The sequence below is a fragment of the Parabacteroides sp. Marseille-P3160 genome, from assembly GCF_900162725.1.
In the GTDB taxonomy this organism is placed as follows: Bacteria; Bacteroidota; Bacteroidia; order Bacteroidales; family Tannerellaceae; genus Marseille-P3160.
Window position 1 is genome coordinate 2,972,943 of the sequence record NZ_LT799418.1, and the last position, 14,233, is coordinate 2,987,175.

The 14,233-nt window shown below is 45.3% G+C and carries 9 protein-coding genes and 1 pseudogene; 1 reads left to right on the plus strand and 9 read right to left on the minus strand.

Annotated features, from left to right (window positions below):
- Window positions 1–9 precede the first annotated feature (9 nt).
- Window positions 10–2,265, minus strand: coding sequence for an aconitate hydratase (locus BQ8014_RS11855; protein WP_080904526.1), 2,256 nt, complete (start codon window positions 2,263–2,265; stop codon window positions 10–12).
- Window positions 2,262–3,614, minus strand: coding sequence for a transglutaminase-like domain-containing protein (locus BQ8014_RS11860; protein WP_080904527.1), 1,353 nt, complete (start codon window positions 3,612–3,614; stop codon window positions 2,262–2,264). The genes BQ8014_RS11855 and BQ8014_RS11860 overlap by 4 nt, the downstream gene beginning before the upstream one ends.
- Before the next feature lie 465 nt (window positions 3,615–4,079).
- Here BQ8014_RS11860 and lgt point away from each other — a divergent pair.
- Window positions 4,080–4,946: pseudogene (gene lgt, locus BQ8014_RS11865) on the plus strand (prolipoprotein diacylglyceryl transferase).
- Window positions 4,947–5,341: 395 nt separating this feature from the next.
- Here the strand turns inward: lgt and BQ8014_RS11875 are convergent.
- The 7 genes from BQ8014_RS11875 to ccsA all read right to left on the minus strand — a co-directional run bounded on the left by BQ8014_RS11875 (window position 5,342) and on the right by ccsA (window position 14,232).
- Window positions 5,342–6,151, minus strand: a complete 810-nt coding sequence (locus BQ8014_RS11875; RefSeq protein ID WP_080905943.1) for a 3-keto-disaccharide hydrolase — start codon at window positions 6,149–6,151, stop codon at window positions 5,342–5,344.
- Between the two features lie 137 nt (window positions 6,152–6,288).
- A complete protein-coding gene (gene proC, locus BQ8014_RS11880; RefSeq protein ID WP_080904529.1) occupies window positions 6,289–7,089 on the minus strand; it encodes a pyrroline-5-carboxylate reductase in 801 nt (266 codons plus the stop codon).
- Between the two features lie 302 nt (window positions 7,090–7,391).
- Window positions 7,392–8,165 (minus strand): SGNH/GDSL hydrolase family protein, encoded by a 774-nt coding sequence (locus BQ8014_RS11885; RefSeq protein WP_080904530.1) that lies wholly within the window; start codon window positions 8,163–8,165, stop codon window positions 7,392–7,394.
- 47 nt (window positions 8,166–8,212) lie between these two features.
- Window positions 8,213–9,025 carry a purine nucleoside phosphorylase I, inosine and guanosine-specific gene (locus BQ8014_RS11890; protein WP_369808794.1) on the minus strand — a complete coding sequence of 271 codons (813 nt, stop codon included), beginning with the start codon at window positions 9,023–9,025 and terminating at the stop codon, window positions 8,213–8,215.
- Window positions 9,026–9,051: 26 nt separating this feature from the next.
- Window positions 9,052–10,308, minus strand: a complete 1,257-nt coding sequence (locus BQ8014_RS11895) for an amidohydrolase (protein WP_080905944.1) — start codon at window positions 10,306–10,308, stop codon at window positions 9,052–9,054.
- A 28-nt stretch (window positions 10,309–10,336) separates the two neighbouring features.
- A complete protein-coding gene (locus BQ8014_RS11900; protein WP_080904532.1) occupies window positions 10,337–11,692 on the minus strand; it encodes a dipeptidase in 1,356 nt (451 codons plus the stop codon).
- A gap of 68 nt (window positions 11,693–11,760) precedes the next feature.
- Window positions 11,761–14,232 (minus strand): cytochrome c biogenesis protein CcsA, encoded by a 2,472-nt coding sequence (gene ccsA, locus BQ8014_RS11905; RefSeq protein ID WP_080904533.1) that lies wholly within the window; start codon window positions 14,230–14,232, stop codon window positions 11,761–11,763.
- Window position 14,233 lies beyond the last annotated feature (1 nt).

Here is a 14,233-nt window from a genome sequence, read left to right on the forward strand (position 1 = left end):
AATAAACGCCTAGTGCGAAGATATGGCGTTCAAAGCCGAACCTGCTTTAAACCATTTAATCTGTAATTCATTGTAAGTATGGTTCGCTTCGAAATCTTCCTCGGTTCCATCCGAATGGCGGAGGCGGACCGCCAATGGTTTTCCGGGAGCAAAACCGTCCAATCCAAGGATAGAGATCCGGTCGTCTTCCCTTATTTTATCATAGTCTTCCTTATTTGCAAAGGTTAACGCCAACATTCCCTGTTTTTTCAGATTCGTCTCATGGATCCGGGCGAAGCTTTTAACAAGAATCGCTTTCACATTTAAGAAGCGGGGTTCCATAGCCGCATGCTCGCGCGAAGAACCTTCCCCATAATTCTCTTCCGCTACCACAACAGAAGAGATGCCTTTTGCCTTATATTGTTTGGCAACAGCGGATACCGCTTCGTAGGCGCCGGTCAATTGATTCAGCACGAAATTCGTTTTACCGTTAAAGGCATTCACTGCCCCCATCAGCATATTGTCGGAAATATTTTCCAGATGTCCGCGAAAGCGAAGCCAAGGGCCGGCCATCGAAATATGGTCTGTCGTACATTTTCCAGCCGCCTTAAGTAATAACGGCATATTCAATAAATCCTGTCCGTCCCACGGTGCAAAAGGATGCAACCGCTGCAGGCGATTGGAATCAGGGGCAATGATTACCTCTTCCTTTGCATCCGCCGAGGGGGCGATATAACCGGAATCTTCCACAGCAAAACCCTTGGGTGGCAAGTCCACTCCTTTGGGCGGAGCTAGCTTGACCTGTTTCCCGTCCCGGTTTGCCAAATAGTCCGTCAGCGGATTGAAGCAAAGGCTGCCGGCAATCGTTAAAGCCAATGTCAATTCGGGAGAAGCGACAAAGGCATGAGTATTCGGATTGCCATCCGCCCGCTTGGCAAAGTTCCGGTTAAAAGAAGTGACGATGGAATTCGGACGGTTGTTATCTCCCGTATGCCGCTTCCACTGTCCGATACAAGGGCCGCAGGCATTGGCCATGATTACGGCGCCGAGCTGTTCGAACGAACCCAGGATTCCATCCCGCTCAGCGGTATAACGGATTTGTTCCGATCCCGGATTGATAATCAATTTCGCATGTACGGGAATCTTTGCATCCGCCGCCTGATCCGCGACAGAAGCGGCGCGGCTTAAATCCTGATAGGAAGAATTCGTACATGAGCCGATCAGGCCGACTTCCATCTGCTCCGGCCAATGATTGGCCCTTACCTTATCGGCAAATTCGGAAATCGGCGTAGCTGCATCCGGTGTAAAGGGGCCGTTGATGTATGGTTCCAGCTCGGAAAGATTAATTTCAATCACCCGGTCGTAATATTCCTCCGGATGAAGTATGACTTCCGAGTCCGCCTTCAGGTCTTCGGCGACCAGATCGGCCCAAGCAGCCACTTCCGCCCGGCCTGTAGCCCGCAGGTAGGTTGCCATTTGCTCGTCATAAGGAAAAATGGAAGTGGTGGCGCCGACTTCGGCCCCCATATTGCAAATCGTCGCTTTTCCCGTAGCCGCCAAGGCAGTAACACCTTCTCCGAAGTATTCTATAATTGCATTAGTCCCCCCCTTAACAGTCAGGATACCGGCAAGTTTCAGGATTACATCCTTGGGAGAAGCCCAGCCGTTCAGATCTCCGGTCAGCTTGACTCCAATCAATTCAGGCATCTTCAATTCCCATTCCATGCCGGTCATTACATCGACGGCATCAGCTCCGCCGACTCCGATGGCGACCATGCCCAATCCGCCTGCATTCGGCGTATGTGAATCAGTTCCCACCATCATCCCTCCGGGAAAAGCGTAGTTCTCAAGCACGACCTGATGAATAATCCCCGCTCCCGGCTTCCAAAAGCCGATACCATATTTGTTGGAAACCGTCCGAAGGAACTCATAGACTTCATAGTTGGAGTCGGTAGCCGTACCCAAATCGACAGTTGCTCCCTTGTCAGCCAGGATCAAATGGTCACAATGTACTGTGGCGGGTACTACCGACTTTTCTTTTCCGGCATTCATAAATTGCAATAAAGCCATCTGGGCCGTTGCGTCCTGCATGGCTACCCGGTCGGGACGGAAATTCACATAGTCCTTCCCCCGTTTATACGGACGTAGAGACGACGGATCATAAAGATGTACATATAAAACCTTTTCAGCCAATGTCATCGGCCGCTGTATCACCGACCGGACCGTTTTTATTCTTTCCGCTAATGTAGCATAGAAATCCCGCAATATTTCTATATTCTGTGTCATTCTATCTGTCTTAATTCATCTGTTAAATAGGTTATATCAAAGTCATAATTCCATTGGTTAAAATAGAGATTGCCTCCCTCCCATTCGACTTCCCCTCGCTGGAAATCAACCGTTTCACTACGGGGAAATTTCTTTTCCGGGAACAAAGGACCGGAATAATCCTCATTGACAATCATCCGGTAGGAGTCGATTCCATTAGCGAAAAAATAGATTTCTTCTTCGGTTTTCCCGGGGGAAAACAGGCCGAACGATTCATCTACCGGCACCCAACCGATGCCTTCAAAATAGGCCTGGGCCCAATCATGTAAGTTTCCCAAGCCGGGATGCATCATAAAACCGCTTTGCCATTTGGCCGGAATCCCGGAACACCTCGCCAAGGTAATAAAAAGTAACGAAACCTGCCCGCAATCTCCGTGTTTATTTTCCAACACATATTGTGGAATATTCGGAATAGTTGAATATTCCCGCGCGGACGCCCAAGGGAAATTCCGATCTACCCAGGCATAAATCCGCTGGGCCTTTCTCCACGGATTCGTCTCGTCGCCAACGAGTTTTTTCGCCAACGCCTTGATCTCAGGGGTAAAGATGATATGCGACTCCCTTTCGGCGGTATATTTGCGGTATAACGGATCATCCGTTTTATAAGGTTTCACCTTCTCCGGCGTCAACCGGTGCCATTCACCGCTCGATATATATTCGAATTCGGTAGAGAAGGTAGTTGGCTTCCCCTTCACCGCCTTTTTCTCCAGATAAAGGGTATGGTGGACAAATGAATCAGGAGCAATGATATAATCCGGCTCACTGGCCGACAGCAATTTTACTTCGGTTTGCCTCGGAGCGGCATCCGTGCGGGGCAACGGCAACCAGCAACGAATCGTTTTGCCCTCCGGTACCACATCGGCTTTTACCGTCAAAGTATATTTTACCCGCATTCGTTTGGGTAAAACAACAGACTTTCCGGTCTTTCTTACTTCTTCCATAATTTCCGGCACATGTGTTTTATTCACGGCCAGGCTACCTTCATCCGAAGTTATGTCTTTTGCCTGTTTGATGGCCCGGCATACGGAATCGATACGGAAAAGATTGGGAGCCGCATTACGGAAATAACGTTTCTCTCCGTCAAAAATCAAGTATTCCAATGCCTTTTCATCCTCCCATTTCTTTATCTGGGTGTCAGTCACGTCAGGAATATATTTCCTTATGTATTGTAATACTTCGGTCTCTGTCCGGTTGAAATCCATTCGTGTCCTTCGAAGCCGTTCTTTTTCAAATGAATCTTCCTGTGCCTGTAAATTCCAAGACAAGAATGAAATCAATATACAAACGATAGCTACTCTCTTCTTATTCATTCTTTTTTATTTTACGCTCCTACCCATAGTAAAACCTATGAATAGACATATTGATCTAACAAGTCTACAAATATATGCATAAATGTCATTTATTAACTCATTTGTATTGTTTATTGTTTATTGTTTATTTGTTTGAAGAGCCGAATCACAAAAATCGCATCAATCAGAAAAGTCAGTTGGTAAATTTTCGAGAGATACCTTATACCTGCAAAGTTTAGAGTAAACAAAATTAAATATACTGGATGGATCCGTTGAAGTATAACTAAATGAAAGAAATGAGTATACTGGAATGTTTATTTAAACTATATTTGCAGTATAAGAAATCGAAAGTTATTATAACATAGATAGTTGATAATAATTATATATAAGCAAACCTGTTTGATAAGGTTGACGTGACGGGGAGAAGCAATATAAATTTTGATTAACTTTATAGAATAAAGATAGCTTATTAAAAATAGTAATGGCATGATATTATTTATAGATTGGATGGCTAATCCAGCCATATTTACTATTCCTGAATTTTCTATAGGCTTATTCCACTTAGGGCCTAAGGAAATTCGATGGTATTCTTTAGCATTCATCTTGAGCTTTTTTGTTTTCGGTTATAAAATAGTTGAAAGGATGTGGAAAAAGGAGAACATCAATCCAAATTGGCTAAGTTCATTGTTCTATTATACCTTTTTAGGCACAATTATTGGTGCTCGATTAGGGCATTGTCTATTTTATGCACCTAATTATTATTTGGCAAATCCAGTTGAAGTTCTTAAAGTTTGGGAAGGAGGCTTAGCGAGTCATGATGGTGTAATAGGTATTATTATTGCGATATGGATATATTCTAAAAAGGTTACTAAACAGAGTATATTCTGGACATTTGACAAACTTGTTGTCCCAACGGGATTAGTTGCAGCTCTTATTCGTTTAGGTAATTTGATGAATCATGAAATCTATGGACATCCGACTGACAAGCCTTGAGGATTTCGATTTATCCAAAATTTACATGAATGGCAGCAAGGGGCTCAACCTATTTTTACTCTACCATGTCATCCTACACAAATATATGAAGCAATAGCATATTTACTCACATTTGGGCTTTGTATGTGGTTATATTTTAAGAAAGAAATGTACTACAAGCGAGAAGGATTTATTTTTGGTGTCTTTATGATTTGCATTTTCACATCACGTTTTTTTATCGAATTTTTCAAAAATGAACAAGAGGCGTTTGAAACTACAATGATATTAAATATGGGACAATGTTTGAGTATTCCTTTTATCATTTTAGGAATTTGGGCTATCTATAGAAGTAGAAAAGTTAAGATAAATCTTCCTAATTAGTCTGTATTTGCTTATCATTAATTATTTACATATATATTATTGACGAAGCGTTCTTAAGAAGTAAAGTTATATGTGTTTTCACAATAGCATTTCAAAGAAGTCTCAAGAGATTGCCGCTTGGTATGGCAAGAAGTCCGCCCTGCTAAAGTTTGTAAGTTATCAAGAATTAATACTTATTAAAGTACAAACAGCCTTTTTTATTATTAAAATACAATCGCAATTCGTCATCTGTTACAGAGTATATTCAATTATTCAGCGTAAATTCAATTCCCTTTTTTGCTTTCAACCGGGTTTTGGGATTGATCCCCGACTTCCCGATCGATCACAAAAATCCCCGGTAGATAGGAATCAAGGTATCCTACTTACCGGGGAATTTTTTAATGATATAGAGTCGTCTATTTCAATTCCTTGATTTTAATATTACGAAAAGCAGCTTCATTTCCATGATCCTGTAGCAGGATATGCCCGGTGGGAGCTTCACCAAAAAGACCAGTTTCATTGTATTCTTTTGCGGCATATTTACTACCTTTCACTAAGTCCCGGAATTCTTTGGAACCACGTTCATATTCCAATACTTTGACTCCGTTCAACCAATGTTCCACATGATTATTCGGAAAGACTTTTATGACTGCTGTGTTCCATTCGCCGATACCGTTGAATTTTACATTTTCACTCTTTTTCAGGTCATATAAGCTACCTAATGTACGGCTTCCGGGGAAAGTCGTATATAACTTTGCATCCGGATGTCTGGCATCGTCCAGGATCTGGTATTCCAATCCATAGGCCGAACCTTTTTGTTTCTCTTTCTCCGTAACAAAATACTTGACGCCGCTATTGGCACCTTCCGTGATCTTAAAGTCCACACTCAACTCGAAAGCTGAATATTCGCCATCCGTCACAATATCGCCTCCATTAGCCGATTCTTTTCCTTGGGAACTCAGGACGATCAGCTGACCGTCTTCCACTTTCCATCCATGGGAGGGAAATGAATCTTTATGTGCACCCCGCCATCCGTTGGTTGTCGTACCGTCAAAAAGGAGCACCCAACCGTCTGCTTTTTCCTGGTCGGTCAATTGATTCACTGCCTCAACGGTTGCTGTCGAATCAACGGCCGTTTCTGTTTCCGCCGGCTTTGCCGATTTGTTTCCGCAGGAACATAGCAATACCGAGCAAATTGCTAAACTAAAGAACTGTGTTTTTCTCATCTTTTTATAATCTATTTTTAATATTAATATGTGTCCGCACACAATAATTCGACAAATGTAGTAAAACTATATAAAATTCAAATCAAAAGAGATTTTTTTATCACTTTCTTTTACAATTTATCTTCCCGGCGGGAAAATTACATGGATCTGCTTTTTTTAGACCCCGCAATAACGGCATTCATCACAGTGGCTCTGAAATGGTCTTCCTCTAAGCTCTTCACTCCTTCGATCGTCGTTCCGCCGGGAGAACAAACCATATCTTTTAGTTCTCCGGGATGTTTACCTGTTTCCATGACCATCTTAGCAGATCCTAAAACCGTTTGCGCGGCAAATTGATAAGCCATATTCCGGGGCATTCCTTGTTGGACCGCTCCATCCGCCATGGCCTCAATAAACATATAAACATATGCAGGCCCCGATCCACTCAACCCGACCACTGCGTCCATCAATGATTCCGGAACAAATTCAGCTTTGCCGAAACTAGAAAAAATTGTTTTTACTTTTTCCTTTTCACTTTCTTCCACATTCTGATTGGCTACTAAACCGGACATTCCTTCACCGACCAAAGCGGGAGTATTCGGCATTACGCGTACAATTTTTGCGGGTATTAAAAGGAGGGATTCAATCTGAGAAATAGTTATTCCGGGCGCTATTGAAATAAGCACATGGTCTTCATTCAACTGGCTTTTTATCTTGTTTAATAGTGAAGGCTGAGCATCCGGCTTTACAGCCAATACGATCAAATCAGCCTCCCTGACTACCGATTTTTCATCGGGAGCAACCGAAACCTTTAAAGTTTCATGTACTTTGTCCAGCATTTCCTGATTAATATCATAAACTACAATATTATCAAGCTTATATAATTTCGACTGGATTAATCCGTAAATAAGCGCTTTTCCCATGTTGCCGGCTCCGAAAATCCCTATCTTTTCATTCATCGTATTCTCCGTTTATTTTAATTATTATCTGACAAAAAGGTTTATAGAGTCAAAGGTACGGAAGATACTTCAATTTCAAAACCATATTTTTCAAATTCTTATTTTGAAGCTTCAAATGCCGGATTTACATAATAGAAAAAACAGTACTATACGTCTTAAAAATTCAGTACTGTGACTATATTCGTTCACAGTACTGAATGTCGGCATTCAGTACTGTGAATTTATTCAATGAGTGCACTGAATTTTAGAACCTCAAAAAGCAGTGACTCAAAAAGAGTTATTTATCTTATTTACAGCCTATTTTACTTTTTCAAGCCGGTGGCTTCCAGCCAAAGATCGGCCATCAATTGACGTCCCGGAAGGTCGGGATGTACCCCGTCGGCCGACCAGTAACGGGCCGGAGCCAATTTTACCGCGGCATCAAAAGCAGATTGATAGGGTACAAAAACGGCATTAAATTCGGTAGCCAGTTTCTTTAGTGAAACCTTGTATTCATCAAACATCGGGAACCATTTCGGTTCGTCGATAGCCGAACCGCCTCGTATAGCGAACGGCTCCCCTAAAACCAACTGGACGTTGGGTAACTTTTCTTTGGTATAGGTTAATAAACTGCGCAAGTCGCTTTCATAGACTTCCACCGTTCCTTTATACCCTCCGCTTAAGGTATGCCAATAATCGTTGACTCCGATCAGGATGCTTAATACTTCGGGTTGAAAAGCCAGTGCTTCTAATTCCCAACGTTCGCGTAATTGGAAAACTTTATTGCCGCTCACCCCGCGGTTATAGATTTTCAATTGCTTGTCGGCATGGTCTTTTAATAATTGGGTTGCTGTAAAAAGGGCATAGCCGCTTCCCAATTGATCGAAGTTGTTGCATTGATTATTGTCTCTTTTGCGACCGCAATCCGTAATGGAATCTCCCTGGAAAAGGATGACGCTCTCTTTTTTTAGTTGGATCTTCGGTGCATGAACTGCTGTTGTCTCTTTTACAACGGCTTTTGCTAATTCGGGAATCATCAAGGCGCCAAAACCGGCTAAGGCCCCTTTTTTCAAAAAATCTCGTCTGGAATCTTTCATGAATGAAATAGATTATAAAAGTTAGTTATTAAATTAAAGTAAATTCTTTAGATACGAGCAACTAATTCGCTAAACAACAGTGACATAATATCAGTTGCCTTATTGGCGGCAGCGATGACATCCGCTCCGTCGTTCACAAAGTCATCAGCAAAATGGTAACCTTCGTTCGTAATGACCGACATCCCGAATACCCTCAGTCCGGCGTGCCGGGCAACGATCACTTCGGGAACCGTACTCATTCCGATAGCATCCCCCCCCGCTTTTCCATAAAATGCATATTCTGCGGGAGTTTCATACGAAGGGCCGGTCAAAGCCACATACACTCCCTTTTTCAAAGGGATGCCATTCTTGACTGCTATCTCTTCCACCGACCGTATGAATTCCCGGTCATAAACGCGGGTCATGTCAGGGAAACGCGGGCCGAAAGTCTCATCATTGGGGCCGATTAGCGGATTAGGCGCCATATTGATATGGTCGCGGATAATCATCAGGTCGCCCACCTTAAACGTCGGATTGATACCTCCAGCCGCATTCGACACTAATAAATTCCGAATACCCAACAGCTTCATAACCCGGATGGGAAATGTCACCTGCTGCATCGTATAGCCCTCGTAATAGTGGAAACGTCCTTGCATGGCTAACACATGTTTGCCTCCCAGGTTTCCGCAGATTAGATTTCCCTTATGCCCGAGAGCGGTCGAGTGCATAAAATGGGGAATTTCACTATAAGGAATAACCGTTGCCTCGGTAATCCGGTCGGCCAAAGCCCCCAAACCGCTTCCCAAGATAATGGCGGTCTCCGGATTTCCCGTGATCCGGGCGGCAATCGCATCGGCCGCTTCCTGATATAAATTTTTCATAATGCTCATCTCTTTATTTATTCCGTTTATCGCTTTATCAAATCATAGGCGTGCTGCGCGGCTTGTTCCAGAATCTCATCTTCCCCTTCTACCCTCCGGTTTTCCATCAGTATTTTTCCATTACAGATCAGCGTATCGATGCAACTGCCGTTAGCCGAATAAACCAGATTGGAAACAAAATTAAAATTCGGAGTAAAGGGCGGCGTATGCAGATCCACCAGGCAAAGGTCGGCCAATGAGCCTTCCGTAATCCGTCCGCTTTCCAACCGCAGGATATCCGCCCCGGAGGCAGTCGCGGACTCTAACATTTCATCACAGGTCAAAGCTTCCGGATCCTGGCGCCAAACTTTTCCCAGCAGGGAAGCGAGCTTCATCACTTCAACCATATCCAGGTTGTTGGACGAACCGCAGCCATCCGTCCCCAAGCCGACTGTAATGCCGGCCTGCCGCATTTCCTTATATTTAAAGCTGTAACCAGAGGTCAACTTCATATTCGAGGCCGGATTATGCACTACCTTTACATCAAAATCCGCCAGCATCCGTATCTCTTCCTCATCGACATAGAGGCCGTGCGCCAGGACAAGGCGCGGGGAAAGGACTCCCAAATTCAGCAAATAACGCACCGGAGTACATCCGTTTGCCTTCACACAAGTCAGCACCTCCAGTTCCGTTTCGGAAAGATGCAAATGAATCAACAGATCGTTGGCTGTCGCAAAATCATGAAGCCAGCGGAGCATCCGTCCGGAAACCGTATATATGGCATGAGGCCCAAGGGCATATCCGATACGTTCGTTATAAGTACTGCTCAGCAATAGGTTTTTCTCGATCTCCCGCTTTGCACGTTCTCGTAATTCCGGCTTGAAATGGTCGAATATCGTATCGGAAAGCACGGCTCTCAAACCGCTATCCTCCACGGCCTGTACGGTTGCATCCATATGAGTATACATATCGAAAAAAGTAGTCGTTCCGCTTTTTATCATTTCCAGGCAAGCCAGGCGGGCGCCCCAATAGACATCCTCATAAGTCAGTTTGGCTTCATTAGGCCAGATACATTCTTCCAACCAGGGCATCAACGGCATATCGTCGCCATACCCGCGGAAGAGTGTCATGGCCGCATGGGTATGGGTATTGATCAGTCCGGGAATCACAGCCTTCCTACGGCCGTCGATAACGGTATCGGCTATCACATCCAAATCAGGAGCAATCCGTTTGATCCGTTCTCCCTCAATCCATAGATCGACAGGCCGGCCAGCCAATTCCACCTTCTTAATCAAAATGCTCATTTGATTTTTTTTAAACAATGAATTGTATTTATTTATACTCCCGGTAGAATTCGGCAACCGCCTCGATGCCTTTATAGAACAGATCTAACGTACAACTTTCATTCGGTGAATGGATAGCGTTCTGTTCCAGGCCGAACCCCATCAAAACCGTCTTGACGCCCAATATCTTCTCAAACGTTGAAATAATGGGAATGCTTCCGCCCCGGCGAACAGCCAACGGCTGTTTTCCGAAGACGACCGTATACGCCTTTTCCGCAGCCTGATAGCCCGACAGCGTAATCGGACAGACATAGCCTTCTCCTCCGTGTTGCGGCGTAACTTTGACCTTCACATACTGCGGTGCGACCCGTTGCAGGTAGGATTCGAAAAGGGATAATATCTTATGGTAATCCTGATGCGGTACCAGGCGGCAGGAGACTTTCGCATATGCTTTGGAAGGCAATACGGTTTTGGCCCCTTCGCCGGTGTAGCCTCCCCAGATGCCGCAAATATCGAAAGTCGGGCGGCAACTGTTCCGTTCCAAAGTTGAATATCCTTTTTCGCCGAAAAGCGCATCGACACCGATAGATTGCTTGTATTTGGCTTCATCGAACGGAATCCGGGCAATCATCTCCCGCTCGGCAGGAGAAAGCTCCTCCACATCCTCATAAAACCCCGGAATGGTAATCCGTCCGTCGGCATCCGTCAGGTCCGCCATCAGTTTGCAAAGCACATTGATCGGATTCGCCACGGCTCCGCCGAAATGCCCCGAATGCAGATCGCGGTTCGGGCCGGTCACTTCGACTTCCCAATAGGCCAACCCACGCAGACCGGTCGTCAGCGACGGCGTATCGGCGCTTACCATGCTGGTATCGGACACCAGAATCAGATCCGCCTTCAGCAAATCCTTATTGGATTCGCAAAAAGCCTCCAGGCTGGTCGAGCCGATCTCTTCCTCCCCTTCCAGAAGAAATTTCACATTGCAGTGCAACAAGTTTTCCCGGATAGCCGTCTCAAAGCCCTTCACCTGCATCATGCTCTGCCCTTTATCATCATCCGCACCCCGGGCCCAAATGCGCCCGTCGCGCACTACCGGTTCAAAAGGATCGCTTTTCCAGAGCTCCAGCGGTTCAGGAGGCATCACGTCGTAATGCCCGTAAACCAATACCGTTTTGGCATCCGGTGAATAATGCCGCTCGCCGTACACGACAGGATTTCCGACTGTCGGCATGCAAACAGCCCTATCGACACCCGATGAGAGAAGGATTTCCACCCACCGGTCGGCGCAAGCCTGCATATCCGGTTTATGTTCCTGTTTGGCGCTTACGGACGGAATCCGTATCAAACTGAATAACTCTTCCAAAAATCGTCCCTGATGGGCTTGTATATATTCTTTTACTGACATAATTATTGGATTAAAAAACCAAATTTACTACGATTATAGTAAACTCCACAAGTTTACAACACTTTATTTTACTCACCGGGGACTTCGTCCTCGACGGTTTCCCTTTCTACAACCTTCAGTATATGCCCTTTGTAAGAGAAAGCGGCGAGCAGCAGGATCACGATTCCCGTTGCATAAAGATAACCGAAAATCCCTTGGATCGCATCGTTTTGCCCGTACGAATGCATCCCGCTCAGGAAATAATTCACGCCGAAGAAGGTCATCAATACCGAAGCGAAAGCAAGCACCGAAGCAAGGTTGAAGGCCCAAAGGTTATTAGCTTTGCGGACCAGGTGTAAATGTGTTACGATCACATACACAACAACCGTGATCAAAGCCCAGGTTTCTTTCGGATCCCATCCCCAATAACGTCCCCACGATTCATTGGCCCAAATCGCTCCCAGAAAGGTTCCGACCGTTATCAGCATCAGGCCGATCAGCAACGACATTTCATTAATGATACTAAGGCTGCGGATACGATCGGGCAAAGTATCCGGTCGCTTGTTCTTCCAGCCGATCATCAAGACGAGATTGGTCGCTCCGAGCAGAAAACTAATACCGAAGAATCCGTATGCCGCCACGATAACGGCTACATGAAACATCAGCCAGGGTGATTTCAAGACCGGAACCAACGGATTGATCTGCGGATCCATCCAGTTCAGCCCGGAGACAAAAAGAATAATCCCGGCGAAAAGAATCGCCAAGGCAAAGGTGATCCTGCTCTTCCTTACGAATAGCAATCCTCCTAAAGCAGTAGCCCATGCTACATAGACCATCGTCTCATAGGAATTGCTCCACGGAGCATATCCACCGATATACCACCGAAGCCCTATCCCGTAAATATGGAATGCGAATACGAGGCAAACGAGCGCAGTCAGGATCCGGTTCCCAATACCAATCCATTTCTTTTCCTTAAAAAGGGAAAGGATGGAGAGAACCAAGAGAAAGCCGCCCAGGATCAGATACCCCATCCGGCAATAGCGGAAGATATTCGCCTTATTATAAAAGATCTCCGTATCCAGTTTTTTCTGATCGACCGGCAAGGTCTTGTTTTTCACCCGCTGGTAAGTAATAATCATATCCAGTACCTCGTCGGATTTTGTCCAGTCATGGCTCTGGAGAGCCACCCGTAGCTCATCGGTATACCATTGCAGTATCTTCGAAACAAACATCGAGTCTTGGCCGGCAAAGGCGGAAAGATCGTCGCCCGGAGCATACCATTTGTGATCCGGATCGTTTTCCTTCGGGAAAATATTCAGCAATTGATAGTTAAGTAACTGATGGAGGATATTTATCTTCTCATCCAGTTTAACCACCTCCTTATCGAATGCCGTCCGTTCGGCTTGCATCTTATTATAGGCTTCCTCTACTTTTTCCTGTAACTTGTAGGCGCCGTTCGAATCAAAAAGTTCGATGTACGCACACTCATCCCTTGTCAGGCCGTAATAGTCCGCCACCTCGTTGTTCGAAAGGCTGATAAAAGGAACCCGCATCCACATCTCCGGGAGCGCCAGGAAACTAATCAGGAACTGGTCGGAATTGAAGTTGCCAACCTTATTCCCTTTATGTATTTTCCGCAGGATTTCGGAAGAAAACGTATTCACCGGAATGATCCGTCCGTTGGTCGACTGGATTGGAATGGCGCCCAGACGGGCCGCATGGGCCGGATCGATCGCATAGCGCATCACGGCGTCCTTTACCGGAGAATCGACTTCTTTCTTCGCTTCCACTTGGACGGATAGCGTCAATAGTGCCAATAACAGGATGGCTTTCCCGTTCGTACTCAACCGTTTCAAGCGCTGGTTCAGCGTATAAAGCCTCGTATTTTTGCCGACAAAGCAAAGAATAAAACCAAGGAAAAGAACCGCATATCCCGTATAGGTAATATTCCTTCCGAACACATCCCGGTTAACGGAAAGGATCGTTCCCTTTTCATCGGAATCGAATGATGCCTGAAAGAAACGGTAACCTTTCACATCCATTACATTATTCATATAGACGCGTTCCTCCCTCGTTTCTCCGTCCACCTTTACGCGCAAAAGGCTTTCGTAAGAGGAAGGGCTGGAAGAACCCGGATAGCGCGTCAAGGTAAACTTTTTCAATTGTATGCTGAAAGGCAGGGGATGTTCGCTCATACCTCTGCTGGTACGGACGACCATACGGCGGCTCGTCTCTCCCTCCCGCAGGTGGAGATAACCTTCCTCTCCGGTAAGATGAGATACCAAAGCGCCCAGAAGAATAATGACAAAGGCGAAATGGGTCAGCATAAGTCCCCAGCGGCGTTGCCGCAACAACTTATGTTTCAGGGTTGCCGCAATATAGTTGACGACCAGGGTAAATTGCAATAAAATCAGCAAGGGAGAATAATAAACCATTGCCTTGGCAGTCTCCGTACCGTGGTATTTTTCGATAAAAGTGGCAAAGGCCAGGCATAAGGCATAAACGAACAGCAAAACAAGGGACGTTTTATAAGAACAAATCAGCCTTTCAATCGTCTTCATA

What these genes read in the sequence shown, in the direction of transcription:
- ccsA (WP_080904533.1), bottom strand. Translation starts at nt 14,232, where the DNA reads ATGAAGACGATTGAAAGGCTGATTTGTTCTTATAAAACGTCCCTTGTT.
- BQ8014_RS11895 (WP_080905944.1), bottom strand. Translation starts at nt 10,308, where the DNA reads ATGAGCATTTTGATTAAGAAGGTGGAATTGGCTGGCCGGCCTGTCGAT.
- BQ8014_RS11900 (WP_080904532.1), bottom strand. Translation starts at nt 11,692, where the DNA reads ATGTCAGTAAAAGAATATATACAAGCCCATCAGGGACGATTTTTGGAA.
- proC (WP_080904529.1), bottom strand. Translation starts at nt 7,089, where the DNA reads ATGAATGAAAAGATAGGGATTTTCGGAGCCGGCAACATGGGAAAAGCG.
- BQ8014_RS11885 (WP_080904530.1), bottom strand. Translation starts at nt 8,165, where the DNA reads ATGAAAGATTCCAGACGAGATTTTTTGAAAAAAGGGGCCTTAGCCGGT.
- BQ8014_RS11875 (WP_080905943.1), bottom strand. Translation starts at nt 6,151, where the DNA reads ATGAGAAAAACACAGTTCTTTAGTTTAGCAATTTGCTCGGTATTGCTA.
- BQ8014_RS11855 (WP_080904526.1), bottom strand. Translation starts at nt 2,265, where the DNA reads ATGACACAGAATATAGAAATATTGCGGGATTTCTATGCTACATTAGCG.
- BQ8014_RS11860 (WP_080904527.1), bottom strand. Translation starts at nt 3,614, where the DNA reads ATGAATAAGAAGAGAGTAGCTATCGTTTGTATATTGATTTCATTCTTG.
- BQ8014_RS11890 (WP_369808794.1), bottom strand. Translation starts at nt 9,025, where the DNA reads ATGAAAAATTTATATCAGGAAGCGGCCGATGCGATTGCCGCCCGGATC.